Origin of the sequence: Sporosarcina soli (genome assembly GCF_042655805.1) — a bacterium.
Taxonomy (GTDB): Bacteria; Bacillota; Bacilli; order Bacillales_A; family Planococcaceae; genus Sporosarcina; species Sporosarcina soli.
On sequence record NZ_JBHSNO010000006.1, the window covers coordinates 162,173 to 187,193 of the forward strand.

General features: G+C 44.5%; 25 protein-coding genes. All 25 read right to left on the reverse strand.

Annotated elements, in window-relative coordinates:
* Window positions 1-96 precede the first annotated feature (96 nt).
* The 25 genes from ACFPRA_RS13015 to ACFPRA_RS13135 all read right to left on the reverse strand — a co-directional run bounded on the left by ACFPRA_RS13015 (window position 97) and on the right by ACFPRA_RS13135 (window position 25,019).
* Window positions 97-1,008: a stalk domain-containing protein gene (locus ACFPRA_RS13015; RefSeq protein ID WP_381435286.1), complete on the reverse strand. Its 912-nt coding sequence runs from the start codon at window positions 1,006-1,008 to the stop codon at window positions 97-99.
* Between the two features lie 56 nt (window positions 1,009-1,064).
* On the reverse strand, window positions 1,065-2,060 hold the full coding sequence (locus ACFPRA_RS13020) for a hypothetical protein (protein ID WP_381435289.1): 996 nt from the start codon (window positions 2,058-2,060) through the stop codon (window positions 1,065-1,067).
* A 16-nt stretch (window positions 2,061-2,076) separates the two neighbouring features.
* Entirely contained in the window at window positions 2,077-2,724 is a 648-nt protein-coding gene (locus tag ACFPRA_RS13025) for a hypothetical protein (protein WP_381435292.1), read from the reverse strand.
* 272 nt (window positions 2,725-2,996) lie between these two features.
* Window positions 2,997-4,148 (reverse strand): acetylornithine transaminase, encoded by a 1,152-nt coding sequence (locus tag ACFPRA_RS13030; protein ID WP_381435295.1) that lies wholly within the window; start codon window positions 4,146-4,148, stop codon window positions 2,997-2,999.
* On the reverse strand, window positions 4,145-4,924 hold the full coding sequence (gene argB / locus ACFPRA_RS13035; protein WP_381435298.1) for an acetylglutamate kinase: 780 nt from the start codon (window positions 4,922-4,924) through the stop codon (window positions 4,145-4,147). The genes ACFPRA_RS13030 and argB overlap by 4 nt, the downstream gene beginning before the upstream one ends.
* Window positions 4,887-6,113: a bifunctional ornithine acetyltransferase/N-acetylglutamate synthase gene (argJ, locus tag ACFPRA_RS13040; protein ID WP_381435301.1), complete on the reverse strand. Its 1,227-nt coding sequence runs from the start codon at window positions 6,111-6,113 to the stop codon at window positions 4,887-4,889. The genes argB and argJ overlap by 38 nt, the downstream gene beginning before the upstream one ends.
* 15 nt (window positions 6,114-6,128) lie before the next feature.
* Entirely contained in the window at window positions 6,129-7,163 is a 1,035-nt protein-coding gene (argC, locus tag ACFPRA_RS13045) for an N-acetyl-gamma-glutamyl-phosphate reductase (RefSeq protein ID WP_381435304.1), read from the reverse strand.
* Window positions 7,164-7,427: 264 nt separating this feature from the next.
* Window positions 7,428-8,990, reverse strand: coding sequence for an acyl-CoA carboxylase subunit beta (locus ACFPRA_RS13050; RefSeq protein ID WP_381435307.1), 1,563 nt, complete (start codon window positions 8,988-8,990; stop codon window positions 7,428-7,430).
* Window positions 8,983-10,653, reverse strand: a complete 1,671-nt coding sequence (locus tag ACFPRA_RS13055) for an AMP-binding protein (RefSeq protein WP_381435310.1) — start codon at window positions 10,651-10,653, stop codon at window positions 8,983-8,985. The genes ACFPRA_RS13050 and ACFPRA_RS13055 overlap by 8 nt, the downstream gene beginning before the upstream one ends.
* A 101-nt stretch (window positions 10,654-10,754) precedes the next feature.
* Window positions 10,755-11,966, reverse strand: a complete 1,212-nt coding sequence (locus ACFPRA_RS13060) for an ABC transporter substrate-binding protein (RefSeq protein ID WP_381435313.1) — start codon at window positions 11,964-11,966, stop codon at window positions 10,755-10,757.
* Window positions 11,967-12,026: 60 nt separating this feature from the next.
* The gene (locus tag ACFPRA_RS13065; RefSeq protein ID WP_381435316.1) at window positions 12,027-12,734 is read right to left on the reverse strand and encodes an ABC transporter ATP-binding protein; all 708 of its coding nucleotides are present in this window, start codon (window positions 12,732-12,734) and stop codon (window positions 12,027-12,029) included.
* Window positions 12,718-13,494, reverse strand: a complete 777-nt coding sequence (locus tag ACFPRA_RS13070) for an ABC transporter ATP-binding protein (protein WP_381435320.1) — start codon at window positions 13,492-13,494, stop codon at window positions 12,718-12,720. The genes ACFPRA_RS13065 and ACFPRA_RS13070 overlap by 17 nt, the downstream gene beginning before the upstream one ends.
* Window positions 13,494-14,519 (reverse strand): branched-chain amino acid ABC transporter permease, encoded by a 1,026-nt coding sequence (locus ACFPRA_RS13075; protein ID WP_381435323.1) that lies wholly within the window; start codon window positions 14,517-14,519, stop codon window positions 13,494-13,496. Before ACFPRA_RS13075 ends, ACFPRA_RS13070 begins: the two co-directional genes overlap by 1 nt.
* On the reverse strand, window positions 14,519-15,382 hold the full coding sequence (locus tag ACFPRA_RS13080) for a branched-chain amino acid ABC transporter permease (RefSeq protein ID WP_381435326.1): 864 nt from the start codon (window positions 15,380-15,382) through the stop codon (window positions 14,519-14,521). Before ACFPRA_RS13080 ends, ACFPRA_RS13075 begins: the two co-directional genes overlap by 1 nt.
* A gap of 80 nt (window positions 15,383-15,462) precedes the next feature.
* The gene (locus tag ACFPRA_RS13085) at window positions 15,463-15,891 is read right to left on the reverse strand and encodes an acyl-CoA thioesterase (protein WP_381435329.1); all 429 of its coding nucleotides are present in this window, start codon (window positions 15,889-15,891) and stop codon (window positions 15,463-15,465) included.
* 53 nt (window positions 15,892-15,944) lie between these two features.
* Window positions 15,945-17,117 carry a thiolase family protein gene (locus ACFPRA_RS13090; protein ID WP_381435331.1) on the reverse strand — a complete coding sequence of 391 codons (1,173 nt, stop codon included), beginning with the start codon at window positions 17,115-17,117 and terminating at the stop codon, window positions 15,945-15,947.
* A 30-nt stretch (window positions 17,118-17,147) separates the two neighbouring features.
* Window positions 17,148-17,561, reverse strand: coding sequence for a MaoC/PaaZ C-terminal domain-containing protein (locus ACFPRA_RS13095; protein ID WP_381435334.1), 414 nt, complete (start codon window positions 17,559-17,561; stop codon window positions 17,148-17,150).
* Window positions 17,558-18,007, reverse strand: a complete 450-nt coding sequence (locus ACFPRA_RS13100; RefSeq protein ID WP_381435336.1) for a MaoC family dehydratase N-terminal domain-containing protein — start codon at window positions 18,005-18,007, stop codon at window positions 17,558-17,560. The genes ACFPRA_RS13095 and ACFPRA_RS13100 overlap by 4 nt, the downstream gene beginning before the upstream one ends.
* A 171-nt stretch (window positions 18,008-18,178) precedes the next feature.
* Entirely contained in the window at window positions 18,179-18,943 is a 765-nt protein-coding gene (fabG, locus tag ACFPRA_RS13105) for a 3-oxoacyl-ACP reductase FabG (RefSeq protein ID WP_381435339.1), read from the reverse strand.
* Between the two features lie 20 nt (window positions 18,944-18,963).
* On the reverse strand, window positions 18,964-20,139 hold the full coding sequence (locus ACFPRA_RS13110) for an acyl-CoA dehydrogenase family protein (protein ID WP_381435342.1): 1,176 nt from the start codon (window positions 20,137-20,139) through the stop codon (window positions 18,964-18,966).
* A gap of 49 nt (window positions 20,140-20,188) precedes the next feature.
* Window positions 20,189-21,811, reverse strand: a complete 1,623-nt coding sequence (locus tag ACFPRA_RS13115; RefSeq protein WP_381435345.1) for a long-chain-fatty-acid--CoA ligase — start codon at window positions 21,809-21,811, stop codon at window positions 20,189-20,191.
* On the reverse strand, window positions 21,808-22,578 hold the full coding sequence (locus tag ACFPRA_RS13120; RefSeq protein ID WP_381435347.1) for an SDR family oxidoreductase: 771 nt from the start codon (window positions 22,576-22,578) through the stop codon (window positions 21,808-21,810). Before ACFPRA_RS13120 ends, ACFPRA_RS13115 begins: the two co-directional genes overlap by 4 nt.
* Window positions 22,579-22,750: 172 nt before the next feature.
* Window positions 22,751-23,152: an acyl-CoA thioesterase gene (locus tag ACFPRA_RS13125; RefSeq protein WP_381435350.1), complete on the reverse strand. Its 402-nt coding sequence runs from the start codon at window positions 23,150-23,152 to the stop codon at window positions 22,751-22,753.
* Window positions 23,153-23,219: 67 nt separating this feature from the next.
* Window positions 23,220-24,194 (reverse strand): quinone oxidoreductase family protein, encoded by a 975-nt coding sequence (locus tag ACFPRA_RS13130; RefSeq protein WP_381435648.1) that lies wholly within the window; start codon window positions 24,192-24,194, stop codon window positions 23,220-23,222.
* A 57-nt stretch (window positions 24,195-24,251) separates the two neighbouring features.
* Window positions 24,252-25,019, reverse strand: a complete 768-nt coding sequence (locus tag ACFPRA_RS13135; protein ID WP_381435352.1) for a 2-phosphosulfolactate phosphatase — start codon at window positions 25,017-25,019, stop codon at window positions 24,252-24,254.
* Window positions 25,020-25,021 lie beyond the last annotated feature (2 nt).

Consider the following 25,021-nt stretch of genomic DNA (forward strand, 5'->3'; position numbering starts at 1 on the left):
TTCCATACAAAAAAGCTTGAAACGTCTGTCTTATGTAGAAAGACAGTCCCATCGTCTCAAGCTCATCTGTTCATATAGCCACGCTGTTTTCAGTTGTTAGTTTCTAATTAGCAGCTCTAAGAAATCCTCTGATACATAGGTTTTCATGCCTTTTAGTTCTGGAGCGACTTCGAAAGTTCGAATACTTTTATTGTATCCGTACGTTTTGTCGCCACGTGTAATGGTAAAGGAGCTATTTTCCAATGTGACAAGTGCCCCATTTACTTTTGGCTGGGATTGCACGGTATAGCCGAGTTGTTCAGCCACTTTACGGAGCGGAATCATTTTGACGCCATCTTTCATGTAATGATCAGCCGCAATGATGTCTTGTACTTTCGCCATCTCTTCTGTTACATAATCCAATGCAATGATTTTGGATGGCGTTGTTTGTGGTGGAAGGCTTTTGGTTGTAGCTTTATAGAAGACGACTATCTCTTTTCCTTTTAGATCTTTCTTTTCAATGGCTTCGCCTTGTTGGTTAAGCAAAATCGTTTCTTCGGCTATGTTCAATTTTAACCCCTTGTCCAAGCTCAAGAAATTTTCATCGAATTTGCTGACTTTCACTTCACCGAAAATGTCTTCATCCTTCACAATAACAAGTTCAGGCGTCACTGTTGCAGGATAGATCAGGATCATCGGTTTGTTTTTGTCATAATAACCTTCGATGGTTGCACCTTTCTTTAAATCTTCTTTTTGAATCTTTTCCGTCGTACCACTGTTCAATAGAAGAGAATCATCATTGATGCGTAAGATCATAATGAGTTTCTCTTCGTTTTCAACGGTTAACCGGATTTCACCCTCCCCTTTTTCGATGTTCTGAATGACACCCGTAAATTTCATATAGTTCGTCGTGTCTTCCTCCTTTGCGCTGATGACTTGCGCTGCTTCCTCCTGTGCAAATGCGGGAATCCCTCCTGCAAGACTTCCTGTCAACAGGGCCGCCATAGCGATTGTACCAATTTTCTTCATAACTTCTCTCCTCACTTTCCTTACTTAACGAATTTGACGAGATAGATTACTAGAAGTTACACTTTTATTCTTTTTTTATCTGGCGCAGCCCAATAACTGCCCGTCCGCCGTTTCCGGTTCAATAAAAAGAATGTGTAGCCAATTAACGCTGTGAGAATTACCATAATACAATAAATGAAGAAATCACGAGATAGCAAGAAATTTAACACATCCCTTGCAACCGGCTGCTGGACGTAAACTGTATATGGATCCTCTTTTTTATAGCTGATCGGCAGCACATCATCCTTGTATGTACGATACGTATGATATTTCACTTCTTTTGTGACATGATAAAGACCATCATTCTCATCCTCAAAAGCGATTGTCAAATAATAATACGTCGGAGCTCTAATCCCACCTCTATGTTCGCGATGATAGTCCGTGACCGTTGCAATCGTTTCAATATGATGTTCCCCGAAGTATTTTTCACAGCCATTTTTCAAATCGGCAACTATCTCGCGATACATGAACAACAAAAGGATTAGTAAACCCACTCCCAAAATTATGTACATGACGATACCCAGACCAACATCATATCGTGTAATAAAAGCCTTTACTTTTTTAACTTTAAGTAGCCAGTAACAGATATAACCGAACGGATAGATGCCTACGATGCATAAAACAATATAAAACCATTTAAAATCGGTTTCCAGCTCATTTAGCGTATGAAAGACACCTTGGATCGAATAGCCATCGATCGTATCACCGATTTCTAGTGCTTCGAATTCCACTTTTGAAACGGTTGCCAAATCGCCCGTCGAAAGCTTTGATACCGTTTTTTCTACTAATCCTGGCTTGAGAAGAACAATATAAGATATTCCGCTGAACAAATGCTTTTCCGCTGTCTTCTCATAAACGATGGCAGCTGTCGGGTTCGATTTCTTCTCTTCTTTAACGTCTTCGTTCCTTTGCCAGTTGACAAAGATGATATAGAGCAAGAAAATGAAAAAAGCAAACGCTAAGAGCTCATAGCCGATCCTTTTCCAATCCCGTCTGTGTTTCCTTTTCTTCAATCGAATCCCCTGCTTCTCAATCGATTTGAATATAATTCAATTCAGTGCAATCAATGTAAATCTGATAGCCTTCTTCCCATTGTTCTTTTAACCAAAGGATACTTTCATGCATCTCTTCACTATGCTTTTTCGCCAATATCTCCAAATCCGGCACTTCCCCAAATACTCGTAAGCACCAATTTGGATCCGGCAATAGATTTAGCCACTCCATTTCTTCTTTGTCCAAAATATGGAGTGGGGACATTTCCATCGCAGCTGGCAATAATGTAGACCACTTGTCACCCAATCCAACTTCCTCTATAAACTTTTTCACTTCCAGTGTAAACCGGTACGACCATCCATAAGACTGCAAATCAGTCCGTTCAGGTACATGGAGCTCGTAATAGATTAGTTGTTCTTTTTTCATGATACGCTCTATTAGTTTTTGTTTGACCGGACTTTCAATGAATGTGACCTGTCGAATCGCTTCGACGGTAACGGGTGCTTGCTGTTGTTTTTCATTGTAGTCAACTTGAATGTTAACGGATTGTTTCATATCGGCTTCAGCCTGTTTCAATAATCGAGCTAGTGCGTTTACTTCTTCTTCCGTTAATCCAATTGTCACTTCCTTTTCACGGAAGTTACGGATTCCATTGTAAAGTTCTTCCCGTTCACTTGCATCCATCCCGCTCCCCCCATTCCATTATCTACAGATGAAATCACTTTATTTTACTGTATTTTCGCAATTTTAGCTTCGCTAATTTCAGAAAATGATTCCGAGGGTTCAGTCGCTTCCTTTTCAAACTAGAGGAAAGACCTAACCATTCGTACATAACAAAACAAACGAATTTTCCTTAAAAAGGAAAATTCGTTTGTTTTTGAAATGTACCATTTGAATAGCGCCTCGCTGAACGCCTTAATTCAAATACAGAAGTGAGGAACTTCTGCTGAATCAAGTTAAATACTCACTGTTTTTTCTGTTAACAAGATTGGCGCAAGAATAGAGATTGCTTCGTCAATTTCACTTGTCGTCACCGTTAATGGTGGCAAGAGACGAATGACTTTCGGGCCGGCTTGGACAACAAGCAAACCGGCTTCTTCCGCTTGTTGGATGAAGGGCTGGACATCTTCTTTGCATTCGATGCCTAGCAATAGTCCGGAGCCACGTACTTGAAATTGGTCCTGAGGCAATGCTGCTTGCAATTTCTCCACAAGATAATCCGATTTGTCGTTCACTTCTTGCAGAAATTCTTCTTGGAAAACATGGTCAAGAACCGTTTGTGCAACTGCCACCGCGAGTGGATTTCCGCCAAATGTCGTGCCGTGAGTTCCAGGACCGAACGTATCATAAAGTGCACTTGTTCCGAGCATCGCACCGATCGGGAACCCGCCTCCCAAACCTTTTGCCAATGTCATAATATCCGGTTTGAGATTGGTTTGCTCAAAAGCATAACGACTTCCCGTTCGGCCGATTCCTGTCTGCACTTCATCGATGATGAGCAAAATCCCTTTTTCCTCACAAATCTTTGTAATCAATTGTGCAAATTCCGAATCGATCTGATTGACGCCGCCTTCCCCTTGAATGACTTCCAGCATGATCGCCGCCACATCGTCGCCGGCAGCCGCTTCTAATTGTTCTTTGTCATTGTAAGGAATGATGCGGAACGCTTCCAATAGCGGACCGAAACCTTGGCGCACTTTTTCTTGTCCTGTTGCAGACATCGTTGCAAAAGTTCTGCCATGGAAAGATTGCTCAAAAGTGATAATGACATTTTTCTGTGTATGTTTCCGTGCCAATTTAATGGCAGCTTCGTTCGCTTCTGCGCCACTATTACAAAATAGAGCGTGATCGAATGGCGAGTTTTCCACGAGAGTAGAGGCTAGTTGTTCTTGCTCCGGGCTTTCGAACAAGTTGGATACATGCCATAATTGTTCGCTTTGCGTTTGAATCGCTTTGACGATGGCAGGATGGGCATGCCCCAGACTGACAACAGCAATTCCACTTATAAAATCCAAATAATTTTTTCCGTTCACATCTGTTACCGTTGTCCCTTGCCCTTTCACCAAATGGACGGGACGTCTTGCGTAGTTTTGGAATAGTGCCGTCATGCCAAAACCTCCTGTAGTGTAATGTCGGTTCCTGTTAATTGTTGCCCAACAATTTGGACAGAAGGGATTCCCGATTGTAAGCAGGCAAGCGCCGCTTCCACTTTCGGTATCATACCTCCATATATATCGCCAGACGCCACCCATTGTGTAATTTCATCCGGGGAAACGGTCGCTTGGATAACTTGATTGATTTGAATGCCTGGTGTGTCCGTCACAAGTAGCAAACTATCCGCTTTTACTGCCAGCGCAATTTCACTGGCAACCGTATCTGCATTGATATTCAACGGCGCTCCATCCGCCGTAGCACCAATGCAGGAGATGACCGGAACAATTTGTGCCTTCAATAGTTTTTCTAGCATGTCAGTTTGAACCTGTTGAATCTGACCAACGGATCCATAGACCGCCTCATCCAGTACGGTGCAAGAAAGAAGTTTTCCATCATAACCACTTAGACCGATTGCCTCGATCCCCGCTTTGTTTAACTGATGGACAAGAAACGGATTGACTTGGCCGACCAAAGTTGCTTGTACGATGCTGACCGCTTCCTTCGAAGTGACACGGATTCCGTTGACGACGCTGGAAGTCACGCCGTTTTTGGCAAGTTCCCGATTGATTGCTGGGCCCCCGCCGTGGACAATGATGATTTCATAGCCTGCATTCTGAAACTCGTGGAACGTCTTAAAAAAAGACGATTCCAATCCTTCCAGCATGCTTCCTCCGAGTTTAATGACAATACGCTTATGTTCTGTATGTTGCGTTGATTTGGACGTAGTCATATGTTAAATCGCACCCCCATGCTAAACCATTCCCATTTCCTTGATGTAGATCGACGACAATTTTCACTTCAGGCTGTTTTAAATAAAGAATTATATCATCTTCTGAAAAATGGACAGGCTCGCTATTTTCCACTACTTTTGTTGTTCCGATCTCGATCGTGATAGTATTCGGATCAATGGTCGCACCACTATATCCGACAGCAGCAATGATTCGTCCCCAGTTCGCATCTGTACCGAAAACCGCTGTTTTGACTAACGGTGAGCCGACAACTGTTTTGGCGATTTTTCGCGCTTCAATGTCCGAAACGGCACCTTTCACTTCGACTTCAATCAGTTTCGTCGCACCTTCACCGTCTTTGGCAATCATTTTCGCAAGATCTTGTGAAACATTCTGCAAAGCAGCGACGAATGCTTCCCAATCCGGATGTGCCGGAGTTAACGAATCGTTCCCCGCCATCCCGTTTGCCATGACAACGACCATATCATTCGTTGACGTATCGCCGTCGACCGTAATTGAGTTGAATGTCAAATCCGTCACCGTTTTTAGTGCCCCTTGCAGATGTATCGATTCGATATTCGCATCCGTCGTGATAAATCCGAGCATCGTCGCCATATTCGGTTCGATCATCCCGGACCCTTTGGCAGTTCCTGCAATCGTAATTGTCTTCCCATCGATGGTTAAGCTATACGCTGTATTTTTCGTCACTGTATCTGTCGTTAAAATTGCTTGTGAAAAGAGGATGGAGCTTTCCAATTTCGCAGCTGGTGCAAGCTCTTGAATCCCCTTAACAATCGGTTCCATTCGCATCTGTTCTCCGATGACACCTGTCGATGCCACTCCGACTAATTCCGGTGCAATGCCTAATTTTTCTGCAGTTTTTTCCTGCATCAAATAGGCGTCTTTCATCCCTTGTTTCCCAGTACAAGCATTTGCATTACCAGAATTGACGATGATAGCTTGCATTTTGCCCGTCTGTTGCACGACATCTTTTGTAACGAGCAGCGGCGCAGCTTGAATCACATTCGTCGTAAAAACACCGGCTACATTTGCAGGGACCTCACTGACAAGTATTGCTAAATCATTTTTCTTATGTTTAATACCACAATGCATGCCCGCGGCTTTGAAACCGATAGGAGACACGATGTTATTCCCCGAGATATGTTTAATATTGATGGCTGTTGTTTTCATAATAATCCCCCTAAATTAGATAAATGCCGGGACATGTGTCAGGCCGAATGTCTCTTCAAAGCCGAATTGTACGTTCATGTTTTGAATCGCTTGCCCTGCAGCGCCCTTGACTAAATTATCGATCACCGACACGATCGTCGCACGATTTGTTCGTGGATCGACTTTGACATGAAGGTCACAATAGTTCGAACCATATACTTGGTTCGTTCCGAATTTACTTGCCTCGTGCAGTACACGGACAAATGGTTCTTCGGCATACTTCTCTTCTAAACATTGCACAAGCTGAGCTTCCGTCACGCCTTCTTTGACAGGTGCATAGCTAGTGGCAATGATGCCCCTTGTCATCGGGACGAGATGCGTATTGAATGTAATCGGCGGTGTATCCTGTGCAAACATGGAAAAGGCCTGTTCGATTTCTGGTATATGTTGATGTTCGTTTATTTTATAGATGGCTGTATTTTCGTTTGTTTCACTATAATGTGTCATGCGGTTTAGTCCATTGCCTGCTCCAGAGACGCCGCTTTTCGCATCGATGACTAGATGACTAACATCGATCAGGTTTTCTTTCACCAATGGAAGGAGTGCCAATAGAACCGCGGTCGGATAACAGCCAGGGTTTGCGATCAATGCCGCTTGCTGGATCGCTTCCCGATTCCACTCCGTTAGACCATACACACTTTGTTCGACCGCATGAGCAGGAGCCGGTGTTTTTTTATACCACTGCTCGTATGATGAAAGATCTTTTAACCGGAAATCTCCTGACAGATCAATCAACATCGGTCCAATGCCTAATAATGGAGCAAGAAGTTGACTCGCAACACCTGCGGGAGCACTGGAAAAGATAACGTCATAGTTTGCTAATGTTTCGTGTTCGATTTTCTGAAGCGGCTGATCGATAATATTCATCAGATGTGAATACTTATGCGAAAACACCGTTCCTTCTTCCGATGAAGTAAATAATTCTATTTTTTTGATTTCGGGATGACTATGTAATAGCCGAATGAGCTCAAGTCCCCCATACCCTGATGCACCAATGATTCCAACCTTCATTTCAGTCACCCCTTCTAACAAGTTACACTTATTATATGTATGCATAAATATAAAGTCAACTGTATTTTTACTTATTTTCTAATATTACAGTTTTGGGTGCGTTTTCATTCAATTTCATGAATAGACAGCAGACTGATTCACTGGGGTGTCCGTTTTCTATTCCATCCACATCCATCGCATATCAAAGGCAATCGGTTTCCATAAAAAAAGACACGGTTCCCTTCTTCAAGAAAAGAACCGCACCTTCGATAAAGTCATATCCTATTAAAAACCGGTTGGCCAATTCGCCAGTCGACGTTCACTCTTGCTTCCATTTTTATGACAAGCATATTCCAATGCTTGACATAAGAATTTCCGGGTATCGCGAGGATCGATTACATCATCAATATAATGCCCTGCAGCTGCTTTATAGGGAGAACTGTCAAATGCCCATTTCTCAACTAATTTCTTTCTTTCCAATTTTGGGTTTTCTGCATGTTCCAATTGACGTCCATATACAACATTCACGCCAACTTCCGGCCCGGTAAAATTGATCTCAGCAGTCGGCCATGCAACTACAAAATCAGCCCCCATAGTCGGTCCACACATATTCCCATAAGCAGCGCCTATACTTTTTCGTATAATAACGGAAATCTTCGGAACGGTTGATTGGGCTAATGCTTGGTTCCACACCATTATTTTGGTTGGCATTTTTTCTTTTTCGGCTTGGGTACTGATCCGGAAGCCTGGTGTATCATGTAGGAAAATCAATGGTATATGAAAAGAATCACATAGACAAATAAAATCGGTGGCCTTTTCACATTCCTCCGGACCTGCAGCGCCCGCATATTTATTCGGTTGATTTGCAATAACGCCGACTACCTTTCCATTCAAATGCGTCAAAATAGTTAGTAAAGCTTGACCATAAGTTGATTTATATTCGAAGTACTCGCCGTCATCTACCAATTCTTTTACAATCGCTTTCATATCATAGATCTGATTTGGCTTCGTCGGCAATATCGTTAATACAGCGTCTACCGGGCGAGAAGGGTCGTCATCTGTTTCTTTTGCGGGTGGCTCTTCCGAAGCATTGGACGGCATATAACGAAAAAACGCTTTCAATTGGTCGATGCATTGTTCTACCGTTTCTCCAAAAGTATCCACTTGTCCTGTGTGACGGCCATGGACCTGCCATCCTCCTAGCTCTTCCTTGGACACTTTCTGGCCTGTTGCCATCTCTAACATCCGAGGTCCAGCGACCGCCATGCATGTTCCTTTCAATTGAGTCACAAAGTCCGAAGATGCCGCCATCCATGTCGGGCCTCCGAAGCTGTCCCCTAGAATACTAGTCATAAAGGGGACCTCTCGCCCGAGTGTCAACAGTTCTTCCGGGAATAACTTCGTACTAATCCCATCGGACCCCATCCCGTCTGGCATTCTAAGTCCTCCACCTTCGTTCAAGTTGAACATTGGGAGACCGCGCTTCAGTGCGTAGGCCATCAGCGCTTTGGACTTTCTAAGATGGACAGTCCCTTCCGTGCCGGCAAATACAGATTTATCCCCTGCTTGAATAACTGCAAGACGACCGTTCACTTTGCCAATTCCTGCGATTAAACCATCTCCAAAACTCTTTTTCTCCGTTCCGACAACATCTGAATGATTTAACAATCCGAGCTCCATAAAAGTACCTTCATCAACCAGATAGTCGATTCGTTCCCTTGCCGTATAATGTCCCGTGTCCCGTTGTTGGTTAAGTTTGGCTTCCCCACCATTTAACCGTGCTTGTTGTTTTCGTTGTTGTAAATCATCCACTGCTGTGTGCACAGTCCCTACTGCCTGTTCAATCATCCGCTTCACGCTCCTTTTTCAATAATCTCCTCAATACTTTCCCAGAACTTGTCGTAGGGAGCGATTCGATAAATTCGATTTCACGCGGATATTTATAAGCTGCCATATTTTCTTTTGCCCATGTGATGATCTCTGATACTTGAATCGTCCCCTTGTAAGCAGGCTTTAAAACAACAAACGCTTTCACACTCTCTCCACGTTTTTTATCGGGAATTCCTACCGCAACGCTCTGTAGAACAGCCGGATGCTTTCCTAGTAAAGCTTCAACATCTTCAGGAAACACACTATATCCTGAACACTTGATCAGTTCTTTAACTCGCCCTAGGTAATAGAGGTAGCCATCCTCATCCAACTTCCCGATATCGCCTGTGTAAACCCAACCATCCCTTAACGTTTCTGCAGTTGCTTCGGGACGATTTAAGTACCCTTTGAAAACCCCCGGATTTTTTACGATGATTTCTCCTTGCGTGCCAATGGGTACTTCTTCGCCAGTGGAGGACTCAATTATTTTGATTTCCGTTTCGTAAGTAGGGATACCACAAGTCCCGTATTTTACATTCTCTTGGGGCATGAAGGTGTCGCCCGTATGTGTTTCACTTAACCCGTACGCTGCTTCGAACATTAAGCAACCATCTGTAACGTCCCTCCATCTAAGTGCCAATGGTTCTGTGACCGGTAGGCCAAAGCTGGTCGCCATGTTTAGTCGTAACGAAGTCAAATTTCTTTCTTCAATCCCTGGCATGTTCAAAATCGCTGTATTCATAACGGCAATGCTATACCAAGTGGTCACTTGATACTTTTCGATTGCAGTAATCGCCGTCTGCGGCTCGAACTTAGTTAACAAGACCGTTTCACATCCACTATATACAAGAATATTGACCCCCATGAGCATCCCGGCAATATGACATAATGGCGCTACTGCAAGCAATACGTCATTGGACCGTATCTGATTAGAACTAACAGCGGCAGCAGTTTTAAACAACGCGTTCCCATGTGTCAACATGGCTCCTTTTGGTCTTCCGGTTGTCCCGGAAGTGAACACCAATAACGCGACATCTTCCCAGATATCTAGCACAGGATAGTCTTGTAAGGGATCCGTTTCGTCTATAATAGATAGTAAATCAAACGCATAGTCAGAACTTTGCTTTGGCAACATAAGCTCTTCAGGAAACGGGATGGCCAGCTCTTCAGGTAGAAAGTCTGCATAATTTGTCGTAATTGTAAATTCGAGTGATTTAATTTCCTGGGCAATATTCTGAATCCTGCTGTATAATTCTTGACCTGCAATGATGATTCTCATTGCCGCTTCGTTCACTAAATAAATCAATTCCGTTTCCTTATACATCGGGTTTAACGGTACTACAACGCCACCTATTCGTTGTACCGCAAAATGGCCTATTATATACTGAGGACAATTTTGCATATACAGGCCAATCCGATCGCCTTTCTGTATCCCTTTCTCGATAAAAAACTGCGATAAACGATCAATCGCATCATCTAATGCATGCCAAGTAATCGCTTTGCCGTAGAATTGTAAAGCTGTTCGATCTGGCTGATACTTCGCGTTTTTTTTCACATATTCATGCAAGGGGATTTCTCCTAGACGGTAGGTTAGCTGTTTCCTGACATCCGTGGGCCAACTTTTTTGGATTACTTTATTCATCCTTATCACCATCCATTTATGGTTGATTCTTTCTCCTGAACTTTTGAAAACAGAGAAGAACATACAATTTGTATGTTCTTCTCTGTTTCATCAAATGCTAGTTACTCACCTTCTAAGACGTGTATTTTTCCATCTTCGATATAGGCCATTCGCAGTGCAGGTTCAAAACCGCCTTCCTTATCGACACTCGGAATGACATACACTTGCTTTTCTTCAGGAACGTTTTTAGCGCCTTCATCCAATGCCGCCATGATCGCTTTCGTATCCTCTACTGTACCAGCGGCTTTCATCGCCTCTGTTAATACATACAGCGATACATAATGGAAACCGGCTTCTGAGCCCGGGATTTTGTCGTACTTCTTTTGATAAGCTTCAATAAAGCTTGCCGTTCCAGGGAAATCGGATTCGATAAGAGGAACAACCCCTACCATTCCTTCAAGCAAGTCGTATCCTCCACCAATGACGTTTGCCATCTGATCAGGTTTCGCTTGGTCCATCACTAAAAATCCACCTTCAAAACCAAGATCAAGTGCTTGTTTAAGTACTAGCGCTGTCGGTTCGGAAGGTCCGCCAATGAACAAGACATCCGGCTTGGCATTTAACGCATTGGACATAATGGTTTGGAAATCCGTGTCTTTATTAAAATCGATGGATTCGTCAAAAACGATTTCACCGCCATGTTCTTTCCAGACAGGCCGTAACGCATCCGCCCAATCCTTTCCATATTGGCTGGCGGTTGGTAGAAATGCTATGCGTTTTCCGAATCGCTCCATCTCATATTTTGTAAACGGTTCTAAATAACTATCGTAACGTGGTGGAATACGTACATTCAATGTATTGCCATGTTCCGTAACACCCGGTTCACTCGTATATCCCATAATGATAAAGTCTTCCATTTCATTGAATACTTGCATCGCATAGATTCCCCCACTATGGGGACTGTAGATGAACTTCGCCTTATTTTCCTGAACAAGCCTTTTGGCATTCGCTGCTGTTTCGTTCGGTAAATACTTATCATCCAGTGAAGCTAGTTTAATTTTATAAGTTTGACCATCGACTTCAAAACCACCGCTATCATTGATATCTTCTACTGCCAACGTAAGACCGTTCAATGTTTCTGTCCCGTAAAATGCGGCTGGTCCGCTCAATGGCCCACTGTATCCGATTGTCAACTCCTTCGCGCCATCAGAAGTATTCACATCATCATTCGCTTTGGAGCCTTCCGATGCACTTCCATTCTCTGAACATGCAACAAGAACAAAAACAAACAGAAATAAGAAACAAATAAAGAAACTTTTCTTTACGGCCATCATGCTTTTCCCCCTCTTCGTCCGCTTTCCTAATTTTCTCTATCTTGTAGTACGTTCAGATTGTTAGGCTCCTATATAAGCTTTCCGTATCGCATCATTATGAAATAATGCTTTGCTATTGCCGTGGAGAACGATTGCCCCATTTTCAATGACGTATCCGCGGTCTGCGATTTTCAGCGCTGCATTGGCATTTTGTTCAGCTAGTAACACTGTCGTGCCGCTTTTGTTGATTTCCTGGATAATGGAAAACATTTGCTCAACGATCAAAGGAGCCAAGCCGATAGAAGGTTCGTCCATCATGATCAACTTCGGCTTGGCCATTAACGCCCTGCCGATTGCCAGCATCTGTTGTTGCCCGCCACTCATAGAACCTGCAGCATCGTCTTTTTTATCCTTCAAGATCGGAAATAATGCATAGACTTCCGCTAATGATTGTTTCAGTTGGGCTTTCTGTTTGCGATGGACAAAACCGCCCATCATTAGATTCTCCTGAACAGACATCTCGGCGAAAAGCTTTTTCCCTTCCGCACACTGGACAATCCCTTCTTTCACCATGCGATCCGGTGAATTGCCCCTCACACTTTTTCCATTGAATTGGATATTTCCTGAACTAGGTTTATTCAAGCCACTAATCGTATTAAAAATGGTACTTTTTCCAGCGCCATTTGCACCGAGCAAGACGACAAGCTCCCCTTCACTTACTTCGATGTCAATATTCTGTAATGCTGTAAACGCACCAAATTTGACCGAAACATCAGATAACTTCAGCAACAGATTCACCTCCTAAATAGGCTTCGATGACAGTCGGGTTCGTTTTGATTTCCTCCGGTGTTCCCTCAGCAATTTTCGCACCATGATTTAAAACTAAAATCTGATCAGCCAACTCCATGATCATCTGCATCTTATGCTCAATTGTACAAACCGTTATGCCATTTTGAACGATTTTCTTCATCAACTCCGCTAATCCGTCTGTTTCTTCAGGATTGATGCCCGCAGCGGGTTCATCTAACAAAATCACTTTTGGATCGGTGGCTAGTGCCAGTGCAATGGCCACACGTTTTTTTGCCTCTTGTGAAATCGTCGCCACTTGCATTGTGGCCAAATCCGCCAGACCGACAAATTCAAGCGCAGTCATCGCCTTCTCATATGCCATTTGTTCTTCACGTTTTTCTCTGCGGGTACGGAATATGGCATCATAGAGCTTCGATTTCGTCCGCAATCGATGACCGACAATGACATTATCGATAACGGATGATCGTTCAAAAAGATGCGTAGTTTGAAATGTACGGGCAATCCCGAGTCTTGCGCCAATATGAGCAGGCGTTTTTGTAATGTCTTTCCCTTCAAACATAATCGATCCCGATGTCGGACGATGAAAGCCACTAATGAGGTTAAAAAAAGTCGACTTTCCTGCACCGTTTGGGCCGATAATAGCTGTGATTTTTCCTTTTTCAATTTCAAAATCCACATCGCTGACAGCGGTCAATCCCCCGAATCGCTTCGTCAAACCTTCCAATTTGATGAGAGTCATCATTGCACCTCCCGGCTATGAATTTTCGCTGATTCTAACGAGGCAGTGTTTAATGCTCTCCGGTCCTTTTTTCTTCTGCTACGAAGTCTGCCACGGATCGAATTATACGCACCGGCTAATCCTGTTGGATAAAAAATGACAATCAACACTAAAATCGGACCAAAAATCAGCATGCGATATTCTTGGAAGTTTTGTAGAAATTGCTCCAACCAGACAAACAGCATGGTTCCGATGATCGGACCAGAAAGGGTACCGATTCCCCCTACAATTAGGTACATGAGGAACGTGAACACCATAGAAGTCCCTGCGATTTCCGGACCGATAAAACGGACAAGTGAAGCATATAATCCGCCCGCAAGCCCAGCAAAGGCGACTGAAATGACAAATGAAACAAGCTTATTCGTTCTAGTATTGATGCCCAATGTTTGAGCTAATTCCTCGCTGTTGCGAATCGCCATGTAGGTTCTCCCCGTCAAGGAATGGACAATCCTTACTGTGACAACGGTGGACACAAGAAGAAAAAACAGCACTAAGTAATACATTGTAATCGGTGAATTAAATTCAATCGGTCCAATCGGATCAGGTACCGGAATTCCGATCAATCCCCGTATCCCGCCGGTCAAACCATCCCACTTATCGATTAATAGATAGATCAAATAACCAACAATTAACGTATAGATCGCAAAAAAATGCTCCTTCGTCCGTAGTGCGATGATCCCCAATGCAAAACCGAGGACGATGGTAATGATGATCGCCAACAATAAGGCAAGCCAGAAATTGAGTTCCATCTTGGTCGTTAAGATGCCGACTGAATAGGCACCAATTGCAAAGAAACCCGCATGTGCCAGCGATAGCTGTCCAGTAAAACCCGCTAAGATATTCATACCATTAATGGCAATGACATAGATGAAACCGACGGTCATGATATATAAGACATACCGATTTTCCGAAAAAGCAAAAGGGAATACGAGCGACAAAACGAGTAACGCAATCATTCCATTTCGCCTCGTCAGTACATGCCTCATTAGTAGACCCCCTTCGCAAACAACCCTTTAGGACGCGCCGTCATAATGATGATTAATAGAAGAAAAGCGATCATATCTTTATAGTCGTTCGAAATATACGTTGCACCTAAGCTTTCTGAAATCCCGAGAATCATCCCACCGATGATGGCACCCGGGACGCTTCCCATTCCTCCAATGATGACGACGACAAATGCTTTTAAAATAACGAGATGGCCCATCGCAGGAAAGACCAAATTGATAGGTGAGGCAATGGACGCAGCAATGGCGGCCAATGCACCGGAAATGGCAAAAGTCATCATGGCGACGACATTTGCATTAATGCCGACTAAGAATGCCCCGTCCCGATTTTGCGCCATGGCAAGAATCGACGCACCAATCATCGTTTTCTTCAAAAATAACTGAAGCAAAACAACAACTACGACAGCAACCACGATGACCAACATCCTTTGAGTCGTCATCGCGACGCCAGCCACGGTAATTGTCGAATCGAATGGAGTAGTCATCCGATGGTACTCTGTTCCCCAAATCAACGAAATAAGTGCCTCGAAAAATAGTACCAAACCGATGGCAGCTATTTTGTCGTGTATGGGTGGGGCATCTCTCAGCGGATTGAATACGAATCGTTCCATCAATACAGCAAGCAATGCAATGGCAAGAATAGACAAGATGACGGCAACAAAATAATGGACGCCCAACCCTTTCATGACCATTAGCGTGATATAACCGCCAATCAAGTACAATGAACCGTGTGCAAAATTGGGCACATGCAAAATCCCAAAAACAAGTGTAAGGCCGATGCCCACTAAAATGTAAACGCTACCAAGAGTGAGTCCATTGAAAAGCTGTTGGAAAAATAACTCCATGCTACCCCTCCCTCGTCCTAATTGCTTACATGTAAACTCTATCAAACCGTGTTGGAAATGAGAGGATTCTCGTCTATTTCCTACCCTTTCTGCACAGAAACCGATTGCATATATTCTTCTAACATCGCATGTAATGAAGCTGGAATCGGCACGGATTGCTGCTCTTGATAGTTAAAGCACACGATCACTGCACTGCCCTTTGCAATGCTCACGCCTGTCTCCATATCTGTAATTTCATGCACCACTGTATAGCTTTTCGTCCCGATTTTTGACACCATGGTTTTCACCGTAAGTATCTGACCTGCATACGCTTGGGCGATAAAATCACATTCCGTTCGGGCGACTATGAAATGGAGATGTTCCCTTTCCGTTGGACCGAAACCAAGTGTTGCAAAAAATTTTGTTCGCGCTTCTTCGAAATAGAGAAAATAGCTGGCATTATTCACATGACCTCCCGCATCTGTTTCACAATATCTTACATAGACATTTATCTCCGGGATTCTTTTCATCCGATATTCTCTCCTCTCGTATTTCCGTATTCAATCCAAGGAGGGGTGATTGGTCACCCCTCGCGTTCAATGATTGTTGCGATGCCTTGCCCGCCACCGATACAAGCAGTGATCAGTCCATATTTTCCGCCTATGCGTTGCAATTCATAGACTGCCTTTGTGACAAGTATGGCCCCTGTTGCCCCTAATGGATGGCCATGGGCAATTGCGCCACCATTGACATTCAATTTTTCCCGATCCATTTCAAGTTCCCGATCACATGCAATAACTTGTGCCGCAAACGCTTCGTTTAATTCGATGACATCCATATCTGTGAGGGAAAGCCCCGATTTCTCCAATACTTTTTTCGTAGCGGGTACAGGTCCGATGCCCATGATGTTCGGGTCTACGCCCGCAATTGCCTGGGCACGGATGACCGCTAACGGTGTCACACCCAATTCCTCGGCCTTTTCTCTAGACATGATGACAACAGCTGAAGCCGCATCATTTAAGCCTGAACTGCTTCCCGCAGTTACCGTGCCACCTTCCAAGAAGACGGGCTGCAATTTAGACAAAGCTTCCTTCGTCGTTTGCGGACGCGGGTGTTCATCCACTTTGAATTCGATGGGCTCACCTTTTCTGACAGGAATGTGAATCGGCACGATTTGCTCCTCAAACCGACCTTCCTCCATCGCTCTGGCCATTCTTTGCTGACTTTCAAAAGCAAAATCATCTTGTTCCTGGCGACTGATGGCATATTTTGAGGCTAGATTTTCTGCCGTAATACCCATTGGCGGATCGCCGATTTCTTTCGGCGCCAATTGTGACTTTCGAAAATTTGGTGGCATTGGACTATATGCCTTCTCCGGTCGATCCATCAAATATGGCGCACGGCTCATACTCTCCACGCCGCCTGCTACGAAAATTTCTCCATCTCCCGCCCAAATCGCTTGCGTGGCCAGATTGATGGCATTGATACCGGATCCGCATTGCCGATCGACAGTCAGCCCCGGAATTTCAGTGGACAACCCCGTCTGCAAAGCTGTCAATCTTGCAATATTACCACCACCGCTTAGCACATTTCCTAAAATGACATCATCAATCTGATCAGCTGATACATTTGCACGGTGCAATGCCTCTTTAATGACTTCCGCTCCAAAGACATGGGCAGGGACTGACGCCAAAGCTCCACCCTGTCTCCCGATCGCAGTACGTACCGCTGAAACAATTACAGCATCTCTTTTCATTCTCATCTCTCCCTCATCAATTTGAACAGATTATTCCATTGAATCGTAACGTTGAAACTTCACAACGCCTTTCACCACTTCTTTTTGATGCTGATTGACTGCTGCGACGTTGAACTCCATCACACTTGAATCATTATTGAGCAAGGTCGCCTTTAACGTAATCACATCATCGATAAACACCATTCCTCTAAAACGGATTGTATACTCCTGGATGAATCCTTCTTCTATATACGGCGTAAACAACTTCGCTAAATTGCCCATTGTCCACATGCCATGTGCAATGATTCCCGGCAATCCTGCATTTTCAGCCTCCTTGTCTATCGTATGAATAGGATTGAAATCGCCGGAAGCGCCTGCATATTTGATCAGATCGATTCTGCTCACGGGATCAAGTTGGACGTTGGTCAAGGAATCCCCTTTTTGCAGTTCCGCAATGTGACTCATACGAGCATCCCCTTTCTGACGGCTTCATTAATGATAATGACGCGTTTTTCCTCAAATATAAGTTCGTCGTTTGTATCCACGCCATAACGGTTAATGACTAAAAAACCCATATAACCATTGCTTCCATTTTTTTCATAGTAATTTTGTACTTCTGTATGGCAATAAACCTCTTCACCGACAAAAAGCGGGCGTTTGTAGTGATAGGTTTGTTCCCCATGGATAAGTCCTTTTGGCGGTAATTGCATTTCTGGAATAACGCCATAATCCAACGTCACTGGAAATGTAGGCGGGGCTATATTGCGTTTATACCTCGAATTTTTTCCGGTCTCTTCGTCAACATATATCGGAGCAAGATCGCCGATCGCTTCCGCAAACTTCCTTACCGCCCCTCTTTCCACAATATTTTTAACAGGGGTTGATTTTTTTCCGATTGTTTCTTGGAACATGTATATCTCCTCCGTTTTTCTTTTGTCTAGTCTCCAGCGCCTAGGGGCTCGGGTCATAAGCCATATTGGCTACGAGGCAAAGTACGCCTCTACACCAATCCGTCTTATGCCTGTCGACCCTGTACAGGCGCTTCCGCTTTTCTTTTGTCGAGTCTCCGGGCGCTTTTCTTGTTAATTTTTCGGTCCTCCTGCAACGTAGAGCACTTGCCCGCTGACGAACGAGGATTGTTCGTCAGCAAAGAACAACACTGCATTCGCGATGTCATCAGGTTTTCCACTTCGCCCCACCGGAATTTTGCTCACGCTGGCCTCTACTAAATCCTCAAATGAGATACCGAGTCTTTCGGCAGTCGTTTTTGTCATATCCGTTTCTATGAAACCGGGAGCAACCGCATTCACCGTCACACCGAATTTCCCAAGTTCGATGGCTAACGTTTTCGTCAATCCTTGTAATCCGGCCTTCGCAGTTGCATAATTCGACTGTCCCCGATTCCCTAAAGCAGATGTGGACGATAAATTGATGATTCTTCCATATTTCTGTTGCGTCATATAAGTCTGCGCGGCCCGCGATGCGTAAAATGCGCCTGTAAGATGGACATTCATCACGGTCAACCAATCGTCATCCGTCATTTTAAAGACGAGGTTGTCCCGGATGACACCCGCATTGTTTACTAAAATGTCAATTGAACCGAATGTTTCATAGACTTCTTTCATCGCTTGCTCAATTTGTTCCCGATCTGTCACACTCGCAATTTTTGTATAGACGGAAAAACCCGCATCCTTCCACTCTGTAGCCGCCTTGCCTAGTGCTTCTTCATTAACATCGATGACAGCCACGTTTGCTCCTTCTTTTGCAAACTGCTCCACGATTGCCTGACCGATTCCGCGGCTTCCTCCTGTGACGAAAGCTGTCTTGCCTTCAAATCGATTACCCATAAAAATTCCCCTCTCCTTTTTCAGACGAATTGCCCGACTTTGACATGGCCCTTCAGTAAATTTCTTGAAATGATCATGCGCTGGATTTCATCCGTTCCATCATAAATTCTCCATAGTCTCGCTTCGCGGTACCACCTTTCAATCGGCAACTCACGCGTATAGCCCATCCCGCCATGAATTTGCAGCACGCGATCTACAACACGATTGCCCATATTGGCGCCATACAATTTTGCCACCGCAGCCAAATGACGATTGTCTTCGCCTTGATCGAGCGTAAATGCTGCGTTGAGAACAAGCCATCTCGCCGCTTCAATTTCCACAGCAGAATCCGCAATTGGCCATTGGATTGCCTGTCGATCCGCAATCGGCTTCCCGAATGTTTCGCGCTCTTTCGAATAATCGATGGCCATCTGCAACAATCGTTCGGCCATGCCAACCGCACGCGCTCCCACTACCCATCTCGCAAAACCGATCCATTCCAGTCCAAGATTATAACCACGATGCAATTCACCCAAAATATTTTCTTCGGGCACACGGACATTATCGAACACCAACCCTGCCGGTCCCCATTCCCCCATCGTGTCAATAAATTCGGATTTCCATCCCATGGCACGATCCACGATGAAGCATGTTACGCCTTCCCTTCCAGTTTTCTGATGCAATTCCTTGTCCGTAATCGCGATGACCATTGTGAAGTCCGCTTCGTTTCCACCGGTAATGAACGTTTTCTCACCGTTTAACACCCATTCATTCCCATCTTTGACAGCGGTCATTTTGATGTTTCGCGTATCCGATCCAGCATTCGGTTCTGTCATAGCAAAACAAGATTTTTTCTCACCGTTAATGGTTGGGAGCAAGTACTTCTTCTTCTGCTCTTCATTTCCGTAATAGAGGATATTGTCCGCTGAACCACCAAAAGTGAATGGTACGAATGTTTTAGCTACTTCCATCAACACAATCGCCATCATCATCTGACCAAGATCCGCGCCTCCATACTCTTCGGGTGTGTTAATGCCCCAAAATCCGAATTCTTTGGCTTTCAATTGCAACTCTTTAAGTTTCTCCGGTGCAATACTTGGTTTTCCTTCGCGTTCATTTTTTAATACTTCATTTTCAAGTGGAATCAGCTCTGTTTCTACAAATTTCCGGATTGTTTCCTGTACCATTTTTTGTTCATCTGTTAAACGTAAATGCATACTCATCTCTCCGTTCTTCTTTTGTAGTAAATCGTTTCACCATTTCCATTTAGGCACGCTTACTTTCTTTATGACTGAATTGCTCCCGTAACGTTCTTTTCAATATTTTGCCGACGGTCGTTTTCGGTAACTCGTCAACAAATAAAATATCTTGCGGCACTTTATATGCCGATAGTCGGGATCGGCAAAATTGAATCAGTTCTTCTTCCCTTACATGCTGTTCGTCCTTCAAGACGACGACAGCACGGATCGTTTCACCTCGATATGCATCTGGAATGCCTATGACAGCGGCTTCGAGAACAGCGGGATGATGGTAAATGACATTCTCCACTTCAACCGGATAGACGTTATAACCACTCGCAATGATCATTTCTTTTTTCCGTCCAACAATGTAAAAGAATCCATCTTCATCCATCTTTGCTAAGTCACCCGTATACAACCAGCCGTTCCGAATCGTGTGATTGGTTTCTTCCGGTCTATTCCAATAGCCTTTCATTACTTGCGGCCCTTGAATGATCAACTCACCGACCTTACCAACTGGCAGTTCTTGTTCGCCTGTTGCAACATCTACGATTTTCGCATCCGTATTTGGAATCGGAATGCCGATACTGCCCTTTTTTTGCACACCTTCGATTGGATTCCGATGGGTAACGGGAGAAGCTTCTGACAGCCCATACCCTTCGAGAACTGTCGTCCCGCTGATTTCATTAAATTGATCAAGCACTTCAAATGGCAATGGAGCCGATCCGCTTGAACATATTTCTATACAGCTCAAATCAAATTTCCTCTTTTTATAGTAATCGACTAGAGAGATTAACATGGTAGGTACGCCGGGAAACGATGTCGGTTTGATTTCCTCGATGGTCGTGACCAGTTGCTCCACATCAAATTTGGGAATTAAGATAACATTGCCTCCGTTATAAAATGCGACGGCCATCGCGCTCGTCATGCCATATACATGAAATAACGGTATGGCTGTCAGCACACGCTCTTCCCCTTTTTTTACTTGGACAAAAGAAGTTGCTACACTTTGCAATATATTCGCAACAAGATTGAAATGCGTTAACATGGCCCCTTTCGGCATCCCAGTCGTACCACCCGTATATTGCAAAACGGCCACATCTTCTTTAGGCTGACATCTTACTCCCGGGAATGGATCGTTCGTTTCATCCAACCATTCATCCGGCATTTTCGCACTTTCCACTGACACAGGCAGAATCCGCTCGATCCCCGTCTGGTCTCGTATACTTTCTAGCAGGGGAAGCAAGCTGTCCATTAGAATAATGGTTTTTGCACCCGAATCATTCAGAATATGAAGCAATTCTGCTGATTTGTACATCGGATTCAGCTGGACAATCGTCGCACCGCATGTCAATGCACCGTAAAAACTGATCGGATATTGTGGGCAGTTCGGGAGCATGAGTGCGACCCTCTCCCCTTTCGTTACTCCTCTCCGCGCAAGCGCCCATGCGACTTTCCGAATATGTTCTTGCAATTCCGTGTACGTATATGTCTTCCCTAAAAACGTCATCGCTATATGATCTGGATAAGTAGCAAACGATTCATCGAGCAACTGAGGCAAAGAAAGTTCGGGGATTTGGATTTCTTTCGGATTCCCCTTTGCTACAAACTGCATCCAAGGCCGATCCTTGCTTCCACTTCGCTCATTCATAATGAACTCCCTCCATCAACAGCTATCACTTGTCCGGTGATAAAATCACTGGCATCACTCGCTAAAAATAATGCCGTCCCTTGAAGTGATTTTGGATCCCCCAACTTTTTCATTGGGTTGTTCTGCCTGATGGCATCTCCGCTCTGCTCGAGAACATACTTCGTCATTTTAGTCTCAAAAAAGCCAGGAGCGATGGCATTGACTGTTACTCCATATTCGGCCCATTTACGAGCCAAATCTTTCGTAAAGTGATGAACAGCCGCTTTACTCGTGCTATAACCGATTGCATTCAACACATTTGCAGGCTCCGCCTTTAGTCCAGCAACCGAGCCAATATTGATGATTTTGCCGTAGCCGTTGCGGATCATCTGATTACCGACTGCTTTTGACATTAGAAATGTTCCGGTGACATTGACATCCAACACTTTTCGCCATGCTTCAAGAGGCATCTTTTCCGCTTTCTCTCCCCATGTTGCACCGCTATTATTAACAAGGATGTCCACTCTGCCAAAATCGGATAGTACCGCTTCTACTGTGTCGTTGACATTTTCCTCACTACTAATATCACATGCATACGCTTTGGCTTGTATCGGATAGCTGGATTGAAGGGCTTCCACCGTTTCTTGGCAATTGTCAATTCTGCGAGAACAAACGGCGATATTTGCACCATATGCCGCGAAAATTTCCGCTATATCCTTTCCCAGTCCTCTTCCGCCGCCTGTAATTAATGCCGTACGACCACTCAAATCAAATAAAGGTGTTTTCAAATTATTCGCTCCCATTCCCTATAGAAATTGATTTGTACGTGTTGGCTTACCATCGATCATGACTCTAAACGCACCGTCAATACTGACCGGTCAGTATTGACGGTTTTCACAACGCTCTAATTTCCATGGCTTGGCTAAAATACATGCGGGACGATAGGGGGTACGTCGCAACTTACTTATTTTCATTATGCAAATGGGCACGTAATTCGTTACGAATGCCGTCTGGAATCCTCTCTGATTTTTGGGTCGCCAAATCAAAATTTACGTAAACGACTTTGTTCTTTGCACATAATTCTTCATTTTGATAGAGCTCTTCTACTAATTCCAAACTCGAATTCCCAATATGGTTCACCCAAATACGAATGGTGACGTCTGTCCCAAAATAGATTTGTTTTGTAAATTCAAGGGTTGTTTTAACAATGACCATTTTCCATTTTTGAGCGTCATGATCTGGTGTAAACAAACTAAAAATCGGATTCCGGGCCGCTTCAAACCAGACAGGGAGTGTAGTGTTATTAATATGACCGACCATGTCTGTCTCTGAAACGCGTGGAGTGATGACAGTCTCGTACATCGCAAATCCTCCTTATGATGGAAATCCCTCGGCGATCCCCCATCTGTGTTGTCTATAGGTATGAAACTTATGGGACGAGTACCAGCTTGCCGACGGTTTTCCTACCTTGCAGTAAACGATGAACTTCTGCCGCTTCCGCCAACTGGTATATCCCGCCAACTGTCAATTTTAACTCGCCCCGATCGACGTAGTTCAGCAATTCTTCGAAGCTGCTTTGATACAGTTCCGGTTTGGCGATAATTTGAGGCAAGAAGAAACCAATGACCGAATGGTTGCGCCTCATCAGCTGACCTGCATTGAGTTTGGCCTCTTCACCGCTTGCTCCGCCAAAGATGACTAAGCGGCCAAATGGGGCAAGGCATTTCAATGTTTTTTGGAAAATCTCACCGCCCACCATTTCGAGTGCGACGTCGACGCCTTTCCCACCTGTCAGTTCTTGTACTTTTTCTTCCCAACCTTGCTGCGTGTAATTCACAAGATGATCGGCTCCTAATTTTTTTGCGTGTGCAAGTTTCTCATCGGAACTTGCCGTTGCAATCACTTTGCCTGCACCAAATAATTTAGCAAGTTGGACAGAAAGTGCGCCAACACCCCCTGCTGCTGCATGGACGAGAACCGTTTCACCTTTTTCTAGGCGGCCCATCGTCTTCAAAATATGGTATGCTGTCTGTCCTTGCAACGGCAGGACAACAGCATCTGTGAACGCCACGCCGTCCGGAATTTCCGTCAGTGCTAGCTCATGAACCTTTGCAAATTCCGCATAAGCGCCTGATTCGATCAGCGACACGACGCGCATCCCCGGTTTAAACCTTTTGACATCCTTTCCGACCTGTACAATTTCACCCGCAACTTCAGCTCCGGGTATGAATGGCAGTTCCGTCGGGACAACGTATTTCCCCTGTCGCCTGGCCGTATCCGCAAAGTTGACACCGATTGCCTTCACTTTGACGAGCACTTCCCGATCCCCGATTTGAGGCTTTTCAATATCGATGAACTTCAATACTTCCGGTCCTCCAAATTCCTTAAAACGAATTGCTTTCATTGTATCGATCGCATTCACTGCTTCCATTCCAATTCCCCCTCGCTTGATTCACTCCACTTATCTCTGTAAAATTTTCTTCGTCGCCACAACGAGCTGTCCGTCTTCCAATTCCGGGACGACCGAAACCGTCCCTTTTTCAGTCGCAAATAAGACATCCTCCAACAAATCGGCTTCCACCATCATTGCACCCGTTCTGGATGCTTTTAAAATCTCTGCCGCCCGGTCTTGGTTACCTTGATAAAAGAAAAGGGCAGCTTTCGCTGAATCCGTCAACGTCCATGCAACATCTTCTGTCAGTAATTCATTAATGAACATACCTGCGCCATAAAAGTCTTCCATAGAAAACTGACCGCCCGACCCCGCGCAAACGACAAGAATTGTATCGTCCTGATGATCAGCGATGATTCGTTCGCTAACGGCTGCCGCATTGAGCAAAGAAGCAGCGTACACCTTTTTCGCGGAGTCTACTTTGCGAATCGCAACAGTGCCGTTTGTCGTAGAAAGAATGACGGTTTTCCCTTCGATACTCTCCTTCAGACGTGCTGCAATCGGATCCTCAAACCCTTCGATGGTCTGTCCATTCACTTCTCCAGCGAGGATTACGTGATCGTCATCAAGTGTCTTCAACATAGACAACGCTTCTTTCCCATCCATAACAGGGATGATCCCTTTTGCCCCATACTGAAGCAGAGCGGAGACGGTCGTTGTCGCAAGTAGCACATCAAAAACAACAGCCACTTTCCTTGTATCAATTTTCTGTCGATCAATTTCCTCTTTTGACAAAACGACATGTATCTTTTTTCGATTTCCTTCATGCATCCCCATAA

Excerpts from the sequence above, each read along its gene's own strand:
- ACFPRA_RS13085 (WP_381435329.1), bottom strand. The coding sequence starts at position 15,891 with ATGAAAAGAATCCCGGAGATAAATGTCTATGTAAGATATTGTGAAACA.
- ACFPRA_RS13095 (WP_381435334.1), bottom strand. The coding sequence starts at position 17,561 with ATGAGTCACATTGCGGAACTGCAAAAAGGGGATTCCTTGACCAACGTC.
- ACFPRA_RS13115 (WP_381435345.1), bottom strand. The coding sequence starts at position 21,811 with ATGAATGAGCGAAGTGGAAGCAAGGATCGGCCTTGGATGCAGTTTGTA.
- argB (WP_381435298.1), bottom strand. The coding sequence starts at position 4,924 with ATGACTACGTCCAAATCAACGCAACATACAGAACATAAGCGTATTGTC.
- ACFPRA_RS13070 (WP_381435320.1), bottom strand. The coding sequence starts at position 13,494 with ATGACTCTCATCAAATTGGAAGGTTTGACGAAGCGATTCGGGGGATTG.
- ACFPRA_RS13060 (WP_381435313.1), bottom strand. The coding sequence starts at position 11,966 with ATGATGGCCGTAAAGAAAAGTTTCTTTATTTGTTTCTTATTTCTGTTT.
- ACFPRA_RS13075 (WP_381435323.1), bottom strand. The coding sequence starts at position 14,519 with ATGAGGCATGTACTGACGAGGCGAAATGGAATGATTGCGTTACTCGTT.
- ACFPRA_RS13110 (WP_381435342.1), bottom strand. The coding sequence starts at position 20,139 with ATGCATTTACGTTTAACAGATGAACAAAAAATGGTACAGGAAACAATC.
- ACFPRA_RS13125 (WP_381435350.1), bottom strand. The coding sequence starts at position 23,152 with ATGTACGAGACTGTCATCACTCCACGCGTTTCAGAGACAGACATGGTC.
- argJ (WP_381435301.1), bottom strand. The coding sequence starts at position 6,113 with ATGAAAACAACAGCCATCAATATTAAACATATCTCGGGGAATAACATC.
- ACFPRA_RS13135 (WP_381435352.1), bottom strand. The coding sequence starts at position 25,019 with ATGGGGATGCATGAAGGAAATCGAAAAAAGATACATGTCGTTTTGTCA.
- fabG (WP_381435339.1), bottom strand. The coding sequence starts at position 18,943 with ATGGGTAATCGATTTGAAGGCAAGACAGCTTTCGTCACAGGAGGAAGC.
- ACFPRA_RS13090 (WP_381435331.1), bottom strand. The coding sequence starts at position 17,117 with ATGAAAAGAGATGCTGTAATTGTTTCAGCGGTACGTACTGCGATCGGG.
- ACFPRA_RS13100 (WP_381435336.1), bottom strand. The coding sequence starts at position 18,007 with ATGTTCCAAGAAACAATCGGAAAAAAATCAACCCCTGTTAAAAATATT.
- ACFPRA_RS13025 (WP_381435292.1), bottom strand. The coding sequence starts at position 2,724 with ATGGATGCAAGTGAACGGGAAGAACTTTACAATGGAATCCGTAACTTC.
- ACFPRA_RS13050 (WP_381435307.1), bottom strand. The coding sequence starts at position 8,990 with ATGATTGAACAGGCAGTAGGGACTGTGCACACAGCAGTGGATGATTTA.
- ACFPRA_RS13030 (WP_381435295.1), bottom strand. The coding sequence starts at position 4,148 with ATGACGGCACTATTCCAAAACTACGCAAGACGTCCCGTCCATTTGGTG.
- ACFPRA_RS13130 (WP_381435648.1), bottom strand. The coding sequence starts at position 24,194 with ATGAAAGCAATTCGTTTTAAGGAATTTGGAGGACCGGAAGTATTGAAG.
- ACFPRA_RS13080 (WP_381435326.1), bottom strand. The coding sequence starts at position 15,382 with ATGGAGTTATTTTTCCAACAGCTTTTCAATGGACTCACTCTTGGTAGC.
- ACFPRA_RS13015 (WP_381435286.1), bottom strand. The coding sequence starts at position 1,008 with ATGAAGAAAATTGGTACAATCGCTATGGCGGCCCTGTTGACAGGAAGT.
- argC (WP_381435304.1), bottom strand. The coding sequence starts at position 7,163 with ATGAAGGTTGGAATCATTGGTGCATCAGGGTATGGGGGACTTGAGCTC.
- ACFPRA_RS13055 (WP_381435310.1), bottom strand. The coding sequence starts at position 10,653 with ATGAATAAAGTAATCCAAAAAAGTTGGCCCACGGATGTCAGGAAACAG.